Below are 13,262 nucleotides of genomic sequence, written 5' to 3'. Positions count from 1 at the left end.
AGCGCTGGGGCTTTTTCGTTTAAACGTAATATACATATGTAAGTTGGATTATATTTAGCCTACGCTAATTACTATGTACTGGGTGTAAGCAATTGTAAGATTATGTTTTAGGGAGGGGCTGTTGACCTTTAAGGATTGAAATTTGTTCAATCCAAGGACGATTTAATCGCGGCGCGAGGTTTGTAACCTAGTAACAAAGAGTCAATCTCCCTAGGCAGAACCCTTCGGACAGCGCATGTTTGGCATTTATGCTACGTTATCAACTGGTTATGGGGGTTAACCACACTTCATAGGCTCTGCCTTGCTTAATATCAAACAGTCTGCTGCAAATTCAACCTCGAAAAATATACTGGCCCTAATAAGAAAGGTAGCGCATAACTCATATGATAGCTAAGCGCTTTTAGAAGTGTTTGGTTATTAACTACATCGCTTATTTTGCTCATTTAAATAAGCATCTACAAAACCTACTTCCATCGGTTTTGAAAAGTAATAACCTTGTAGGTGAGATACACCAATTTTAGTGAGTGTGTTTGCTTGCTCAATAGTTTCAACGCCTTCTGCAACAACAGTAAAATCTAAAGTAGAGGCCATTTGTACAATTGCATGAATAATACTTAACCCTCTTTTATCCATATTTTGAATAAAGCTTCTGTCTATTTTTACTATATCGACACCAATATCAAGCATGCTTGATAGTGATGAGTAGCCTGTACCAAAATCATCAATTGAAATACAAAAGCCTTGTTTTTGTAGTGCTTTAACGGCTGTCAAAAATGTGAGTTTATCCTCGGCAAATACTGACTCAGTAATTTCTATGTGTAGGTTTTTAGGTTCTACCAGGTGGCGATTTACTATTTTTAATACCTTAGATACAAAATCAGGATCTTGTAGCTGAATAACCGATACGTTTACGCTTATAGCAATTTGTGGTTGTAAGTGACTTAATTTTGTTGCTTGTATACATGCCTGTTCTATTACCCAAATACCTAACTCGGTTATTAAACCGTATTGCTCGGCAATAGCTATAAATTCATCAGGGAAAATATTTTCACCATCTAGTTGCCAGCGTAATAATGATTCAAAAGAGGTTACTTTTGAGGTTTTGCTATCAACAATTGGTTGAAATACTAGCCTTAAACTATTTTCTTCTATGGCACTGGCTAGGCGTTGACTCAAAAGATACTCCCTTTCTTGTATTAATTTGAGTGAATCGTTATAAATATTGATATTACCTTTCGCGATGCGTTTTTGGTGATACATTGCAGTATCAGCAGAGCGAATTAAAGTATTAAAATCACTCCCGTGCTCAGGATACATGGCAATACCAATAGTTGCAGATACCCATTTTTGATATTTATATGTTTCATGCTCGGCACCAATGCTTTGAAGTACTCTATCTGCAAACTCGATAAGCTCAGCTTGTTTTTGATACGTTGCTAAAATTAAAAACTCATCCCCGCCCCATCGGCATTTAAATAGCTGTTGATTGCATACATTACTAATTCTTCGTGCTATTTCTTTTAATACTTTATCGCCTACTTTATGACCCAACGAATCATTTATTTGTTTAAACCCATCTAAATCTACAAATAATAAAGCAAAGGGTTCTTGAGGGTTGTCTGCTAGTTGTCTGTTTGCATTTTTTAAAAATGCGGTTCGGTTTAATAGATTCGTAAGTGGATCGGTATTCGATAAACGGTAGATTTCTTCTGTGCGTTGCTCAACCTTGTTTTCCATTTCATTAAGCAGCTCTCTGTTTTGGTTTTTGAGCTTGATTGCGCTGTGTGTAAATGTGGCTGATTTGTACGATGAAGCCACCATAATAGCAGTAAATGCTAGGCCTAAAATACCGAGGACAGAGTTGTAGTTTTCGTTAGAAAAGGTTAATAAAAAAGAGTAGGGCGCCAGTAAAATAATGCTATAGAGTACAGCGGTTACTCGACTTCCTGAAAGCAGATTTGCAGAGCCTCCTGCAAATGCCGATAAAATAGCAATCGTGGTTGTCGTCTCTATTGCTGATGAGGTGCTATGAAACCAAAGTGCATACCCACACCACGATAGCGCAGTTAAAATACACCCGGTTGAAAATCTTTTTGAGTATGTGTCAGCATTAAATAGCGGGCTATCCTTTTTGGTTTTATAAAACCATATTACATCAATAGCGCGAGCTGCTAATAAGACAACCATAATGCTTAGCCAAATACTTTTTTCGTAGGATATTTTCTGGTTATTTAAATCAAAAGCAAACACTAATATAAAACTGACTACAGTCGAAATGGCAATGCCAGAGATGGCATTAGAGTATAAAATTTTAACGGTTTCTCTGCGTTCTTCACTATTTAGATTTTTATATGGCACTAAGTAAAACCTTATACAAAAGTCACTCCAACTAGCGATGGAGAAACGTTCAAGAAATACAGCAAGTATTTCAGATGAACAAAAGCGTATTAAACATCGATTAGTTAGGCTCTAATCCTGAGTATAAGAATAAATATAGTTTATGAAAGCAAAAAAAAAAGCTAGCACAGTAAAAAGGCTCATAATAAATAATCATTATGAGCCTTAAAATTATTAAGCAGGTTAAGGTGTTAACGACTTTACTTGCTGTTTAGTATATTTAACCTTCGAAATCACTATCGTTATGGCGCTCTGCCATTTGATCTTCTTCAGGGCCCCATGTGCGATTTACGCGGCGGCCGCGCTTTACAGCAGGGCGATCAGCAACTTGTTTTGCCCAACGAACAACATGAGTGTATGAGGCAACATCTAAAAATTCAGCTGCATCATATAAGTCGCCTAAAACAAGCGAGCCATACCAAGGCCAAATTGCAATATCGGCAATTGAGTATTCATCACCCGCCATGTATTCATTTTCGCTTAAATGACGATTTAACACGTCAAGTTGGCGTTTAGTTTCCATGGTAAAACGATCAATAGGGTATTGCATTTTACTTGGTGCGTAACTATAAAAGTGACCAAACCCACCACCTAAGTATGGCGCTGATCCCATTTGCCAAAATAGCCAGTTACGACACTGCGTTTTAGCTTTTAAATCCTTAGGGATGAGTACATCAAATTTTTCAGCCAAATATTGTAAAATAGAACCCGATTCAAAAACGCGAGTAGGTGGGGTAGTTGAATGATCCATTAGCGCTGGGATTTTTGAGTTTGGATTAATATCAACAAAGTCAGATCCAAACTGATCGCCATCACCTATGTTTATTAGATATGCGTCATAGTCTGCATCGGTGCAACCAAGCTGTAAAAGCTCTTCAAACATGATTGTAGCTTTTTGGCCATTTGGTGTAGCAAGAGAATAAAGCTGAAATGCGTGCTCACCAATAGGTAGGGTTTTGTCATGAGTCGCGCCTGCAATTGGGCGGTTAATGCTGGCAAATTTACCGCCACTTTCACTTTCCCACGTCCATACTTTTGGTGGCGTGTATTCGTTTTGATCACTCATAAATAACCTCAATGTTAAATGAAAATGCTTAATACTTACTCATAAATGTGGCCATAAAAAATTAATTAAAGGCCCTAAATATTTAATTCACCGACCTTTTAATTTATCGGCTTTTGCTAATCTATAACCTAAAAACAACCCGCTTAGCGCTCCAAATAAATGGCTTTCAAACGATACATGATAGCGCTGAGGTAAAACACCCCATATAAAACCGCTATAAAGTATAGCCACTACAACTGCAATTATAATTGATTTTAATGAGCGTCTTACTAAGCCGTAGCATAGAATAAAGCCCCATAAACCATATATAACACCGCTTAAACCAACATGTATGTTACTGCGCCCAAATGCCCAAACTAAAAGTCCACCGATTAGAGCGGTAAAAATAAATACGTTATAAAAACGTTTTACGCTGTACTGGCAAATTAGCCAACTTAATACTACAAATGGGATCATATTACTGGCAAAGTGCCACCAGCTACCATGTAAAAAAGGTGCGCATAGTATGCCAATTAATCCTTGGATACTGCGTGGATATATGCCTAAACCATTAATATTTATGCCAGGTAGACTATTGATCACCTGTAGTACGAAGCAAATAACAACAATACTAAATATTGCGAAACGGGTACTTGTTAGTAATGACAGTGTGGTTGGCTTGGTTGCCATATAATCGCCCTAATTGACTTTAAGAGTTGCCAGTATAGGAATTGTATTTGCTAATGAAAAGCAATTAAAAAAGCACAGCATTAAATGCTGTGCTTAATTTTAATTATTACTCACTATTAACCTAATTTAGTTAATAGTTTTTTTGCAGCTAGTTCAGAGCTTGCTGGGTTTTGGCCGGTAATTACTAAACCGTCTTCTAGTGCTAATACACCCCAGTCGTCAGTTTTTTGATAATCGCCACCTTTTTTAATTAGCTCGTCTTCAACTAAAAATGGCACGATATCGGTAAGTTGCACTGCAGCTTCTTCAGAGTTAGTAAAACCAGTTACTTTTTTACCCGCTACTAGTGCATTGCCATCGGCATCTTTAACATTTAAAAATGCAGCACTTGCATGACATACCGCAGCAACAGGTTTTTGCTCTTTTACAAAGCTTTCGATAAGAGAGATTGAATCTGTGTTGTCAACCAAGTCCCATAATGGACCGTGACCGCCTGGGTAAAATACAGCGTCAAAATCGCTAGATTTTACTTCACTCAACACTTTAGTGTTTGCCATAAGTGTTTGTGCTGCGCTATCGGCGTCGTAACGTTTAGTTGCATCTGTTTGAAAATCGGCAAGTGTACTTGTCGGATCAATGGGTGGTTGGCCGCCAGCTGGAGACGCTAATGTTACTTCAACGCCTGCATCAACGAAGGCGTAATAAGGGGCTGCAAATTCTTCTACCCAAAAACCTGTTTTTTCGCCAGTGTTACCAAGTTCTGCGTGAGATGTAAGAACCATAAGTACTTTTTTAGACATTGAATATATTCCTTCTGATGATTTGAATTAGTTTATCTTGCTTACCAATTACTATATGCACTAACACTGCTTTAAACAACGATGATAAATTTAACTTTATTGGTTTAATAATTGATACAATAAAAAGGTTGAATTTAAAACACACTACGGAGCATTTATGAAAGTGTCGTTTGAGCAGTTAAAGAGCATGGTTGTATTTGCACAAATTGTAGAGCAGGGCAGCTTAACCGCTGCTGCCAAACAGCTAGGGCTTACGCGAGCAGTTGCAAGTTATCATTTAAAAAAATTAGAAACGCAGCTTGAAGTTACTTTACTAAATCGCTCAACCCGTACCATGGCGCTCACTGAAGCGGGCATTGCTTATTATGAGCGTTGTAGAATAATTACCGAACAAGCTAATGCGGCTAATCAGCAAATAGAAAATATAAAGAGCGAGCCACAAGGTTTACTTAAAATTAGTTGCCCAGTAAATGTGGGAATGCAGTTAATTGTGCCTGCAATAAATACGTTTAAGCGCCAATATCCTAAAATTCAAATAGACTTACAGCTTACTGACGATGTGGTTGATATTATTAAAAATGGGTTTGATTTTGCAATTAGGGGCGTGGCACTGAGTGACTCCAACTTGCAGGCAACCAAGCTGACTACAATGAGCACTTGTATTTGTGGCGCGCCGGAATACTTTGCACATTTTGGTAAACCTAAAACGCCTTTAGAGCTAGCAGAGCACCAATGGGTCGTTTATCAATTGGGCAGTAAAACATTAACACTTCAAAAAGATGGCAAAAAACACGATATTACAATGCAAGGCGCCTTAAGCACCAATAATGCCGCTGCTCGTACTGCTTTTGTTGAAGCAGGGCATGGCATTGGGCGTATTCCGCTTTACGATGCGTGGCCAAAAGTGCAAGCTGGACTGCTTGAAATAATATTAGATGATTATAAAAGCAAAGATATTGAGCTTTACGGGGTATTTCCGCCAGGGGCTGCGGGCTCTAAAAAGCTACGATTGTTTATTGATTACTTAAAAGCATACTTTGTAAAACAGCATACCGCTTTAGGTATGCTGAAAAGTACTTAATGAGTAGTTTTTACAGCATTTATAAAGTTCGGCTAAATAATGCCACCGCTTGTTGATACATATTTATCGCAAGGGCTGCATCGTATCGCTCACCTTCATCACGCATAAAGGCATGCTGTGCGTTAACTTCCTGCCACTGGTAATTGATGCCTGTGCTTACGCATTGCTGGTATATTTTAGCGCGGCCTTCTTTTGGCACATGCGGGTCTTGTTTGCCCCATATAAAGTGAATTTCGCCTTGTATATCAGCCATACGCTCGAATGAGTTATTTCCAGGTTGCGCAGGTAATGTATTGCTGTGAATATCAGTTGCGTATAAACAAAAAGCCGCATTAATTTCAGGATTTAGTGCCGCTCTGTAAGCTAAGTGACCGCCAATACATACGCCCATTGCGCCGACGGAGCCTGTGCAATAGCTTTGTAATCTAATGAAGTCGATCATAGTTTGTGTGTCACTGTCGTGGTGCTCAAGTGGCTTTGCCCACTTGTCGGCATTGCCTTTGTCTTTACCTGTATCATCATAAGCAAGCACAGTGCCTATAGGGTTTAACTCATGAAACACTTCAGGCACTAACACTACAAAGCCATGGCTTGCTAAAATAGCTGCGCTGCGTGCGATGGGGGCAGTTTGCTGAAATATTTCAGAATAAAAAATGATAGCAGGGAACTGTCCTTGCGCTTGAGGGCGATATACAGTTGTTCGCATTAAACCTGTCGGTGTTGGCAAGTCAGCATTATGTTGTTGGATTATCATAAAAAGCGCTCAGTAAAATAAAATTATATATGCTGATATGGTAACTGAGCGCGATAAAATATACGACTTTTGTCGTTGAGTATTTATACCAACCTGCATAAATCTTTGATCAATTTAACGAATTAAATTTCACTACAACGTCGTTAAAAATTTTTTATTTAGAACAACTAGATAAAAAAATTTTTGCCTAGTTCTAGGGCCTATTGACCTTTCAGGATTAAAATTTGTTCAATCTAGGGGGCATTTAATCGCGGCGCGAGGTTTGTAACCTAGTGGGCTAAGTAAAAACCGAGTAACAAAGAGTCAATAGCCCCTAGGCAGAACCCTTTGGGCAGCGCCTGTTTGGCATTTATGCTACGTTATCGCCTATTTATGGGGAATAACCACACTACATAGGCTCTGCCTTGCCTAAATACCAAACAGTCTGATGCAAATTTAACCTCGAAAGATAAACAGGCCCTAGCGTAATTTTCTTAACGTTAAATAGACCCCATATATAAGCAGATTGGTATTAAATACTTGCAGGCATTTTATTACAACTGGCGTAGTAACTTACCGTAGCCGGCCAATCTGAAAAAATACCCATTACCCCCACGTCCTTTGCGAGTACGTCGACTACTGTCATCATGTCGCCATCGTTATCTATAACATCAGCAATTGATTGATAGTAATAACCTCCACCTTCATTAAGCGGGCCCGAGCGCTCAAGGCTCCATGCAATAAGCTTTAAACCTGCTGCTTTTGCGTCAATAGCGTATTGCGATGGCACAATATTACTTTCGTTATCTATTGTTAGCATCATCCAAATTGGAGGAGCTAAAATTTTCACCCCATCAGCCACTAACTCATCCATACCCGGTTGCCATGTTTGTGGGTTACTTGGATCAAATCCGGCTTCACTGTCACGTCCATCTAGGTAAACGCTTTTATCTGCAAAGTCAGGGTTATTGTTAATCCAGTATTTTACGTCTTCAAGGTTAAATGATTGCGGATAAACTTTTGAGGCTGGCACACCCATTTGCGTGTACTCGTCTAGCATTTTTTGCGCATATTGTTCTTGCGTCATTCCATCAAATGGCATACTTACTTGTGGCGATTTTAGCTCTGGTGTCATTTTTACACCTAGCTCATTAAACAGTGCAATGCTTTGTTTATGGGTCATCAATGTGCCGTTGGTGGCATATAAATCAGTGCGCCAACTTGGTGTGCCATCCATGTAATCGGCTACGGTCGTTGCATTAGTGTTTGCACCATCCATTTTACCTTCAAGGGTTAAAAACTCCGCTAAGCTTATATCGCTGGTACAACATTTTGCAGAAGCGGCAATACCATTAGCAGGGTTGGCTGGTGTAAATGGCACACTGCATTTAGCTGCAAGTTCAGGAATGGCTAAAATATTAGTTGTGGTATGCAAATCGCATTGAGAGTGGCGACAAACAAGCTCTTTGTCGTTTGTAAATGTAACATCGCATTCAACAATGCCAGCGCCCATTCTCGCTGCCGCAATGTAGGCTTCTTTAGTGTGTTCTGGGTATTGCATTGATGCACCGCGATGACCAATAGAAAAATCGGTGCGGTAAAAAGGACCTTCGCTGCATGACTCTAATTTTGTTTTTAGTGTGCTTTGAGCCATATCGTTAATTAAATAGTCAGGGCGAGCCCCTAGCTGAATATTTACTCCTTCAGCAACCTCTACAACAATGGGCGTAGGTACTTCAACAATTTCCACTTCGGTGTTGGTAACAACCACTTCTTTTTCTACTATTTCTACATCATCGTCGCAGCCTGCAAGTGTGGCTAACAATATACAGCTTGTAAGTAAGGTAATACGTTTCATTGTTTATCCTTAAAAAGTAAAATTTGTACTACCTTAATGATTATTAATGACAATTTTGCTACAAGCTTATTAATTTACTTTTTTATTAAGCATTTGATTGACCAATAATGCACCTAACATTATAGCAGCCCCAATACTTAACCGAACTATATCGGCATCTCTGTTCCAGATCAGCACGTTAATTATAATCCCAGCTGGAATAAGCAAGTTATTCATAACTGCCAAAGCACCTACGTTGACAAGGGTTGCGCCTTTATTCCACATAAAGTAACCAAGTCCTGATGCAACCAACCCTAAATAAATTAGTATGCCCCACTGTGTGAAAGTGGTTGGTAATTTGTTTGAGTTACCAAATAATGCATAGCAAATTGTGGCAATAATAAGTGCGCCTATAAAAAACCATCCAAATACGGCTTTGTCATCAAGCTGATTGTTATTCATTAAGCGTTTGTAGGTAACTTGGCCTACAGCAAAACTTATATTCGCCCCTTGAACGATTAATAAGCCGATTATGAAATCGCTATTTAGGTTTTCGTAACGAATAGTAATTGCACCGATTACAGCAATAAGTGCGACTATAAAAAAGCGTGGGTTAAAGCGTCTGTTCAATACATCATTTAGCAGGGTAATGTACAAAGGAGTCATTACAGTAAATAGCAGCACTTCGGGAACGGTTAAAAATAAAAATGAGTGGTAGTAAAAGCTATACATAACACCAAGTTGTATAGCGCCAATCAGCATAAGCTTTAAGGCTAAAGGTTTAGGCGTTTGTTTGAGCTTTAAAAAAGGTAAAAAAATCAGTGTTGCCAGTGCTATGCGTATTAATACGCTAAACCAAGCGTCAACTTGGCCTGCTAAATACACACCAATTAAACTAAACGAAAACGCCCAAAGCAAAGTGACTGCAAATAAGTACTGCATAACCATCATCTTTTAATAAATATTGAGCTAAGTTTATCTGTTATATGTGAGGGTATAAACAATAAAAGCCCGCAAGCGGGCTTTTATAAAAGTGAGCTTAATAAATTAAGTTATTTACTCAACTAAACCACGGCGCTTAAGTAATGCGTCGGTAGTTGGTTTTTGACCTCTAAACTCAATGTAGCTTTGCATTAAGTCGCGGCTGTTACCTTTAGATAGGATTTCTTTACGGAACTTATCACCATTTTTACGTGTTAAGCCGCCGTTGTTTTCCATGTGTGCAAAGGCATCGGCTGCAAATACTTCAGTCCAAAGGTATGCGTAGTAACCCGCAGAGTAACCACCGGCAAATGTATGGCTAAAGTAGTTTGATTTATAACGCGGTGGTACAGGGTAGTAATCAATACCGTGTGCTTTTAGCGCATCGCTTTCAAACTTTTGAACATCAGTAATTTTTTTATCTGAGCCAAACGAGTGCCATTCCATATCAAGTAAAGCAGCTGCTAAATATTCAGTGGTACCAAAACCTTGGTTGAATTTTTGCGATGCAAGTACTTTATCAAGTAAAGCTTGTGGAATTGGCTCACCTGTTTTGTAGTGTTTGGCGTAGTTAGCAAGTACCGTAGGTTCAATCATCCAATCTTCATTCGCTTGCGACGGAAACTCAACAAAGTCACGCGCTGTAGCAGTACCTGCTAAGCTTGGGTATTTAACGTCAGAGAATAAACCGTGCGCCGCATGACCAAACTCATGGAACATAGTTGACACTTCGTCAAACGTCATTAACGTTGGCTCGCCTGCAGCAGGTTTTGGAATGTTTTGGGCATTGTAAATTACAGGTTTAGTGCCTTTTAAGCCGCTTTGACTTACGTAAGCGCTCATCCATGCACCGCCACGCTTACCTTCACGTGCGTATGGGTCTAGGTAAAATAAACCGATGGCGCTGCCGTCAGCGTTGAATACTTCGTAGGCTGTAACATCTTCATGATAAACCGGTAAGTCTTTACGCTCTTTAAATGTAATACCGTATAGCTTGTTCATTGCAAAGAATAAACCATCGTGAATTACAGAATCCATTTCAAAGTAAGGCTTAACAAGGGCAGGATCTAAGTCGTACTTTTCAGCACGTACTTTTTCTGCGTAAAAAGCCCAATCCCATGGTTTAAGCTCAAAGCTTTCACCTGAATCGTTAATTACTTTTTGAATAGCAGCTGCTTCAATTTTAGCTTTTTCAACTGCTTTTGGTGCTAGGTCATCTAAAATGCCGTACACGTTGTCAGTTGTTTGTGCCATACGCGAAGTCATTACATACGATGCCCAATCTTTAAACCCTAGTAGCTCTGCTTTTTGAGCGCGTAGGTTTGTTTCTTCAATAATAATTGGGCCGTTAGTTTTTGCTGCACGGTTAGCAGAGGCTTTAAATATTTGCTCACGTAGGTCGCGGTTTTCAAGGCTTGATAAAATTGGCTGTTGAGTCGTATTTACTAGCGTGATCATGTAGCCGTCTTTACCTGCTTTTTTAGCGGCGGCCGCAAGACCTGCAATTTCACCTTCAGAAAGGCCAGCAAGTTTAGATTTATCGGTAACTACAATGACATCTTCTTTAAACGATTTTAAAATGTTTTGAGAAAACGCAGTAGAAAGCTCTGCAAGTTGTGAGTTGATTTCACGCATTTTTGCTTTTTCAGCGTCATTTAATTTAGCGCCTGCTTTTACAAATTGCTTATAGTAAAAATCCACAAGGCGTTGATCTTCAGCATTAAGCGAGTCTTTGTTGTCGTAAATAGTTTGTACGCGCTTGAATAATGCACCATTTAAGTAAATGTCGTCAGAGTGAGCAGATAATACCGGCGCCATTTTTTTACTTATACGTTGGTATTCGTCATCAGAAATCAAACCTGAAAGGTTATAAAAAGCAGCTGATACACGGTTTAGTAGCTCGCCAGACATTTCCATTTCAACTAATGTATTTTTAAAAGTTGCAGGAGCTGGGTTGTTAGCAATAGCTTGTATTTGCGCAGTATGCTGAGCAATACCAGCATCAAAGCCGGCTTCGTAGTCTTTTGTACCAAACTTATCAAACTCAGGTGCCATGTATTGTAATGGGCTTGGTTTGAATAAAACATTGTTTGCGTTCATGTCTTGCACTTGTGCTGCGCTCTCTTTTGCCATGTCTTGAGGTTCGTTAGAAGAACAAGCCGATAGGATTAGGGCACTAGCAATAGTAGTGGCGATCAGGGTTTTACGCATAATAACTCCATAAAAAGATTAGCCGAAATAGGCTTTGCGAGTCGAAAAACCTAGTTAACTTATCAAATTTGTGGGTTTATACAATAAAGTTTATCGGTATTAAGGGGGATTTGAACGCAAATTAGCTAATAATTAGTATTAAGGTGGGTAAAAGTAGCTCTAAAATCAAACGTTAAAGCTACTTAATTATACGATTGTGTGCTTGAGAGGGGGTTAGTTATAACCTAAAACAAATTTTTTCTCTGAGCCAAAGCTATTAGATTGCTGCCCAAACTCTTTATTAATAGTTGCTAGAGTTTGCTCTTGTTCGGCCAGCAAGCACAAAACTTTATTTCGGTAATCTAGGCTGCTTTCAAACAATTTTAAATCTACCTGCGGCTGCAAAGTAGCGAGTCTTTGATTTAGAGTAAGTTGTGTCATATGTGATCTCCAGTGCTTGTACACTATTTATATAGCACTCGGTGCAATAAAGAGTTAATAAATTGTTTATAAAATTCATATTGAACTTATTAACTTGGCGTTTTAGTTATATTATGACGTGCTAAGCTTAGCGAAAACTGAACCACACTTATTTTTAGTGAACAAATAACAATCAAAAAAGATATTGGGAACACTTATGACCCTCGAACAAATTAATCAATACTTAGCCTTTGTAATATTCACTTATAACGATGTGAATATTACGGTAGCAAAAGTAATTCAAGTGCCACTTATATTGTTTGCTATGTGGTTTGTAGTCACACGCATTGGCAAGCTTATTAAAAAAACATTACTCGCTAAAAAAATAAGCCAAGATGCAGTGCATTTGTTTACTCGCATTTACTTTATTTTAAGTATCGCAATTTTAATTTTTACATCGCTTGAAGTGCTCAGCATCCCGCTTACGGCATTTGCTTTTGTATCCGGTGCGATTGCTATTGGTGTAGGTTTTGGTGCACAAAACATTATTAATAACTTTATCAGCGGTTGGATATTGATGTGGGAACGTCCAATTCGCATTGGTGACTTTTTAGAGGTAGGTAACGCAAAGGGCGTAGTTGAAACTATTAATACGCGTTCTACACGTATTCGCCGAAATGACGGCGTACATATGCTTATACCTAATTCTCAATTGCTCGAAAATACAGTAACAAACTGGACGCTGATAGATGGCAATGCACGCTCATCGGTCAGTGTCGGCGTTGCGTATGGTTCAGACGTTATACTGGTTAAAAAGCTTATCCAGCAAGTGCTTGATGATCATGATGCAATATTGGTTAATCCAAAGTCATCAGTGTTATTTGATGACTTTGCAGATAGCTCGCTTGTATTTAATGCTATTTTTTGGGTATGCGCCGAGTCTGAAACCATGCTTAGAAAAGTACGCAGTGATATTCGTTTTAGTATTTATGCTGTATTTGAAGAGCATGATGTAGTGATTGCGTTTCCACAGCGCGATATTCATATAGATGGTGAAATTGCTTTTAAAAGGTCGTAGTTCTAATAAA

Annotated in this window: 11 protein-coding genes; 2 read left to right on the top strand and 9 right to left on the bottom strand. The window is 38.9% G+C overall.

Annotation, left to right across the window (positions count from 1 at the left end):
• Window positions 1-417: 417 nt before the first annotated feature.
• The 4 genes from H5118_RS09710 to H5118_RS09695 all read right to left on the bottom strand — a co-directional run bounded on the left by H5118_RS09710 (window position 418) and on the right by H5118_RS09695 (window position 4,932).
• Window positions 418-2,358, bottom strand: coding sequence for an EAL domain-containing protein (locus H5118_RS09710; RefSeq protein ID WP_182748664.1), 1,941 nt, complete (start codon window positions 2,356-2,358; stop codon window positions 418-420).
• A gap of 259 nt (window positions 2,359-2,617) precedes the next feature.
• A complete protein-coding gene (gene yghU, locus H5118_RS09705; RefSeq protein ID WP_024597039.1) occupies window positions 2,618-3,463 on the bottom strand; it encodes a glutathione-dependent disulfide-bond oxidoreductase in 846 nt (281 codons plus the stop codon).
• An 87-nt stretch (window positions 3,464-3,550) separates the two neighbouring features.
• Entirely contained in the window at window positions 3,551-4,132 is a 582-nt protein-coding gene (locus tag H5118_RS09700) for a rhomboid family intramembrane serine protease (RefSeq protein WP_182692844.1), read from the bottom strand.
• Window positions 4,133-4,248: 116 nt separating this feature from the next.
• Complete coding sequence (locus H5118_RS09695; protein ID WP_024597040.1) at window positions 4,249-4,932, bottom strand: type 1 glutamine amidotransferase domain-containing protein; 684 nt, start codon at window positions 4,930-4,932, stop codon at window positions 4,249-4,251.
• Between the two features lie 157 nt (window positions 4,933-5,089).
• Between H5118_RS09695 and H5118_RS09690 the strand changes: the two genes are divergently transcribed.
• A complete protein-coding gene (locus H5118_RS09690; protein ID WP_024597041.1) occupies window positions 5,090-6,013 on the top strand; it encodes a LysR family transcriptional regulator in 924 nt (307 codons plus the stop codon).
• A 19-nt stretch (window positions 6,014-6,032) separates the two neighbouring features.
• On the opposite strand, the gene H5118_RS09685 is transcribed toward H5118_RS09690, so the two are convergent.
• From H5118_RS09685 to H5118_RS09665, 5 genes are all read right to left on the bottom strand, one after another.
• Window positions 6,033-6,767, bottom strand: a complete 735-nt coding sequence (locus H5118_RS09685; RefSeq protein ID WP_024597042.1) for a dienelactone hydrolase family protein — start codon at window positions 6,765-6,767, stop codon at window positions 6,033-6,035.
• A gap of 511 nt (window positions 6,768-7,278) precedes the next feature.
• Entirely contained in the window at window positions 7,279-8,604 is a 1,326-nt protein-coding gene (locus tag H5118_RS09680) for a glycerophosphodiester phosphodiesterase family protein (protein WP_182748663.1), read from the bottom strand.
• A gap of 69 nt (window positions 8,605-8,673) precedes the next feature.
• Complete coding sequence (locus tag H5118_RS09675) at window positions 8,674-9,525, bottom strand: carboxylate/amino acid/amine transporter (protein ID WP_024597044.1); 852 nt, start codon at window positions 9,523-9,525, stop codon at window positions 8,674-8,676.
• A gap of 114 nt (window positions 9,526-9,639) precedes the next feature.
• Window positions 9,640-11,775 (bottom strand): M3 family metallopeptidase, encoded by a 2,136-nt coding sequence (locus H5118_RS09670; protein WP_024598247.1) that lies wholly within the window; start codon window positions 11,773-11,775, stop codon window positions 9,640-9,642.
• Window positions 11,776-11,988: 213 nt separating this feature from the next.
• Window positions 11,989-12,195: a hypothetical protein gene (locus H5118_RS09665; protein WP_002958182.1), complete on the bottom strand. Its 207-nt coding sequence runs from the start codon at window positions 12,193-12,195 to the stop codon at window positions 11,989-11,991.
• A gap of 196 nt (window positions 12,196-12,391) precedes the next feature.
• Between H5118_RS09665 and H5118_RS09660 the strand changes: the two genes are divergently transcribed.
• A complete protein-coding gene (locus tag H5118_RS09660) occupies window positions 12,392-13,252 on the top strand; it encodes a mechanosensitive ion channel family protein (protein WP_002958183.1) in 861 nt (286 codons plus the stop codon).
• Window positions 13,253-13,262 lie beyond the last annotated feature (10 nt).

The sequence above is a fragment of the Pseudoalteromonas sp. SR41-1 genome (genome assembly GCF_014164015.1).
Classification (GTDB): Bacteria; Pseudomonadota; Gammaproteobacteria; order Enterobacterales; family Alteromonadaceae; genus Pseudoalteromonas; species Pseudoalteromonas distincta.
Note: the sequence above shows the minus strand (reverse complement) of the source record. Positions and strands in the feature narration are given on the sequence as shown.

What these genes read in the sequence shown, in the direction of transcription:
- yghU (WP_024597039.1), bottom strand. Translation starts at nt 3,463, where the DNA reads ATGAGTGATCAAAACGAATACACGCCACCAAAAGTATGGACGTGGGAA.
- H5118_RS09700 (WP_182692844.1), bottom strand. Translation starts at nt 4,132, where the DNA reads ATGGCAACCAAGCCAACCACACTGTCATTACTAACAAGTACCCGTTTC.
- H5118_RS09695 (WP_024597040.1), bottom strand. Translation starts at nt 4,932, where the DNA reads ATGTCTAAAAAAGTACTTATGGTTCTTACATCTCACGCAGAACTTGGT.
- H5118_RS09690 (WP_024597041.1), top strand. Translation starts at nt 5,090, where the DNA reads ATGAAAGTGTCGTTTGAGCAGTTAAAGAGCATGGTTGTATTTGCACAA.
- H5118_RS09685 (WP_024597042.1), bottom strand. Translation starts at nt 6,767, where the DNA reads ATGATAATCCAACAACATAATGCTGACTTGCCAACACCGACAGGTTTA.
- H5118_RS09680 (WP_182748663.1), bottom strand. Translation starts at nt 8,604, where the DNA reads ATGAAACGTATTACCTTACTTACAAGCTGTATATTGTTAGCCACACTT.
- H5118_RS09675 (WP_024597044.1), bottom strand. Translation starts at nt 9,525, where the DNA reads ATGCAGTACTTATTTGCAGTCACTTTGCTTTGGGCGTTTTCGTTTAGT.
- H5118_RS09670 (WP_024598247.1), bottom strand. Translation starts at nt 11,775, where the DNA reads ATGCGTAAAACCCTGATCGCCACTACTATTGCTAGTGCCCTAATCCTA.
- H5118_RS09665 (WP_002958182.1), bottom strand. Translation starts at nt 12,195, where the DNA reads ATGACACAACTTACTCTAAATCAAAGACTCGCTACTTTGCAGCCGCAG.
- H5118_RS09660 (WP_002958183.1), top strand. Translation starts at nt 12,392, where the DNA reads ATGACCCTCGAACAAATTAATCAATACTTAGCCTTTGTAATATTCACT.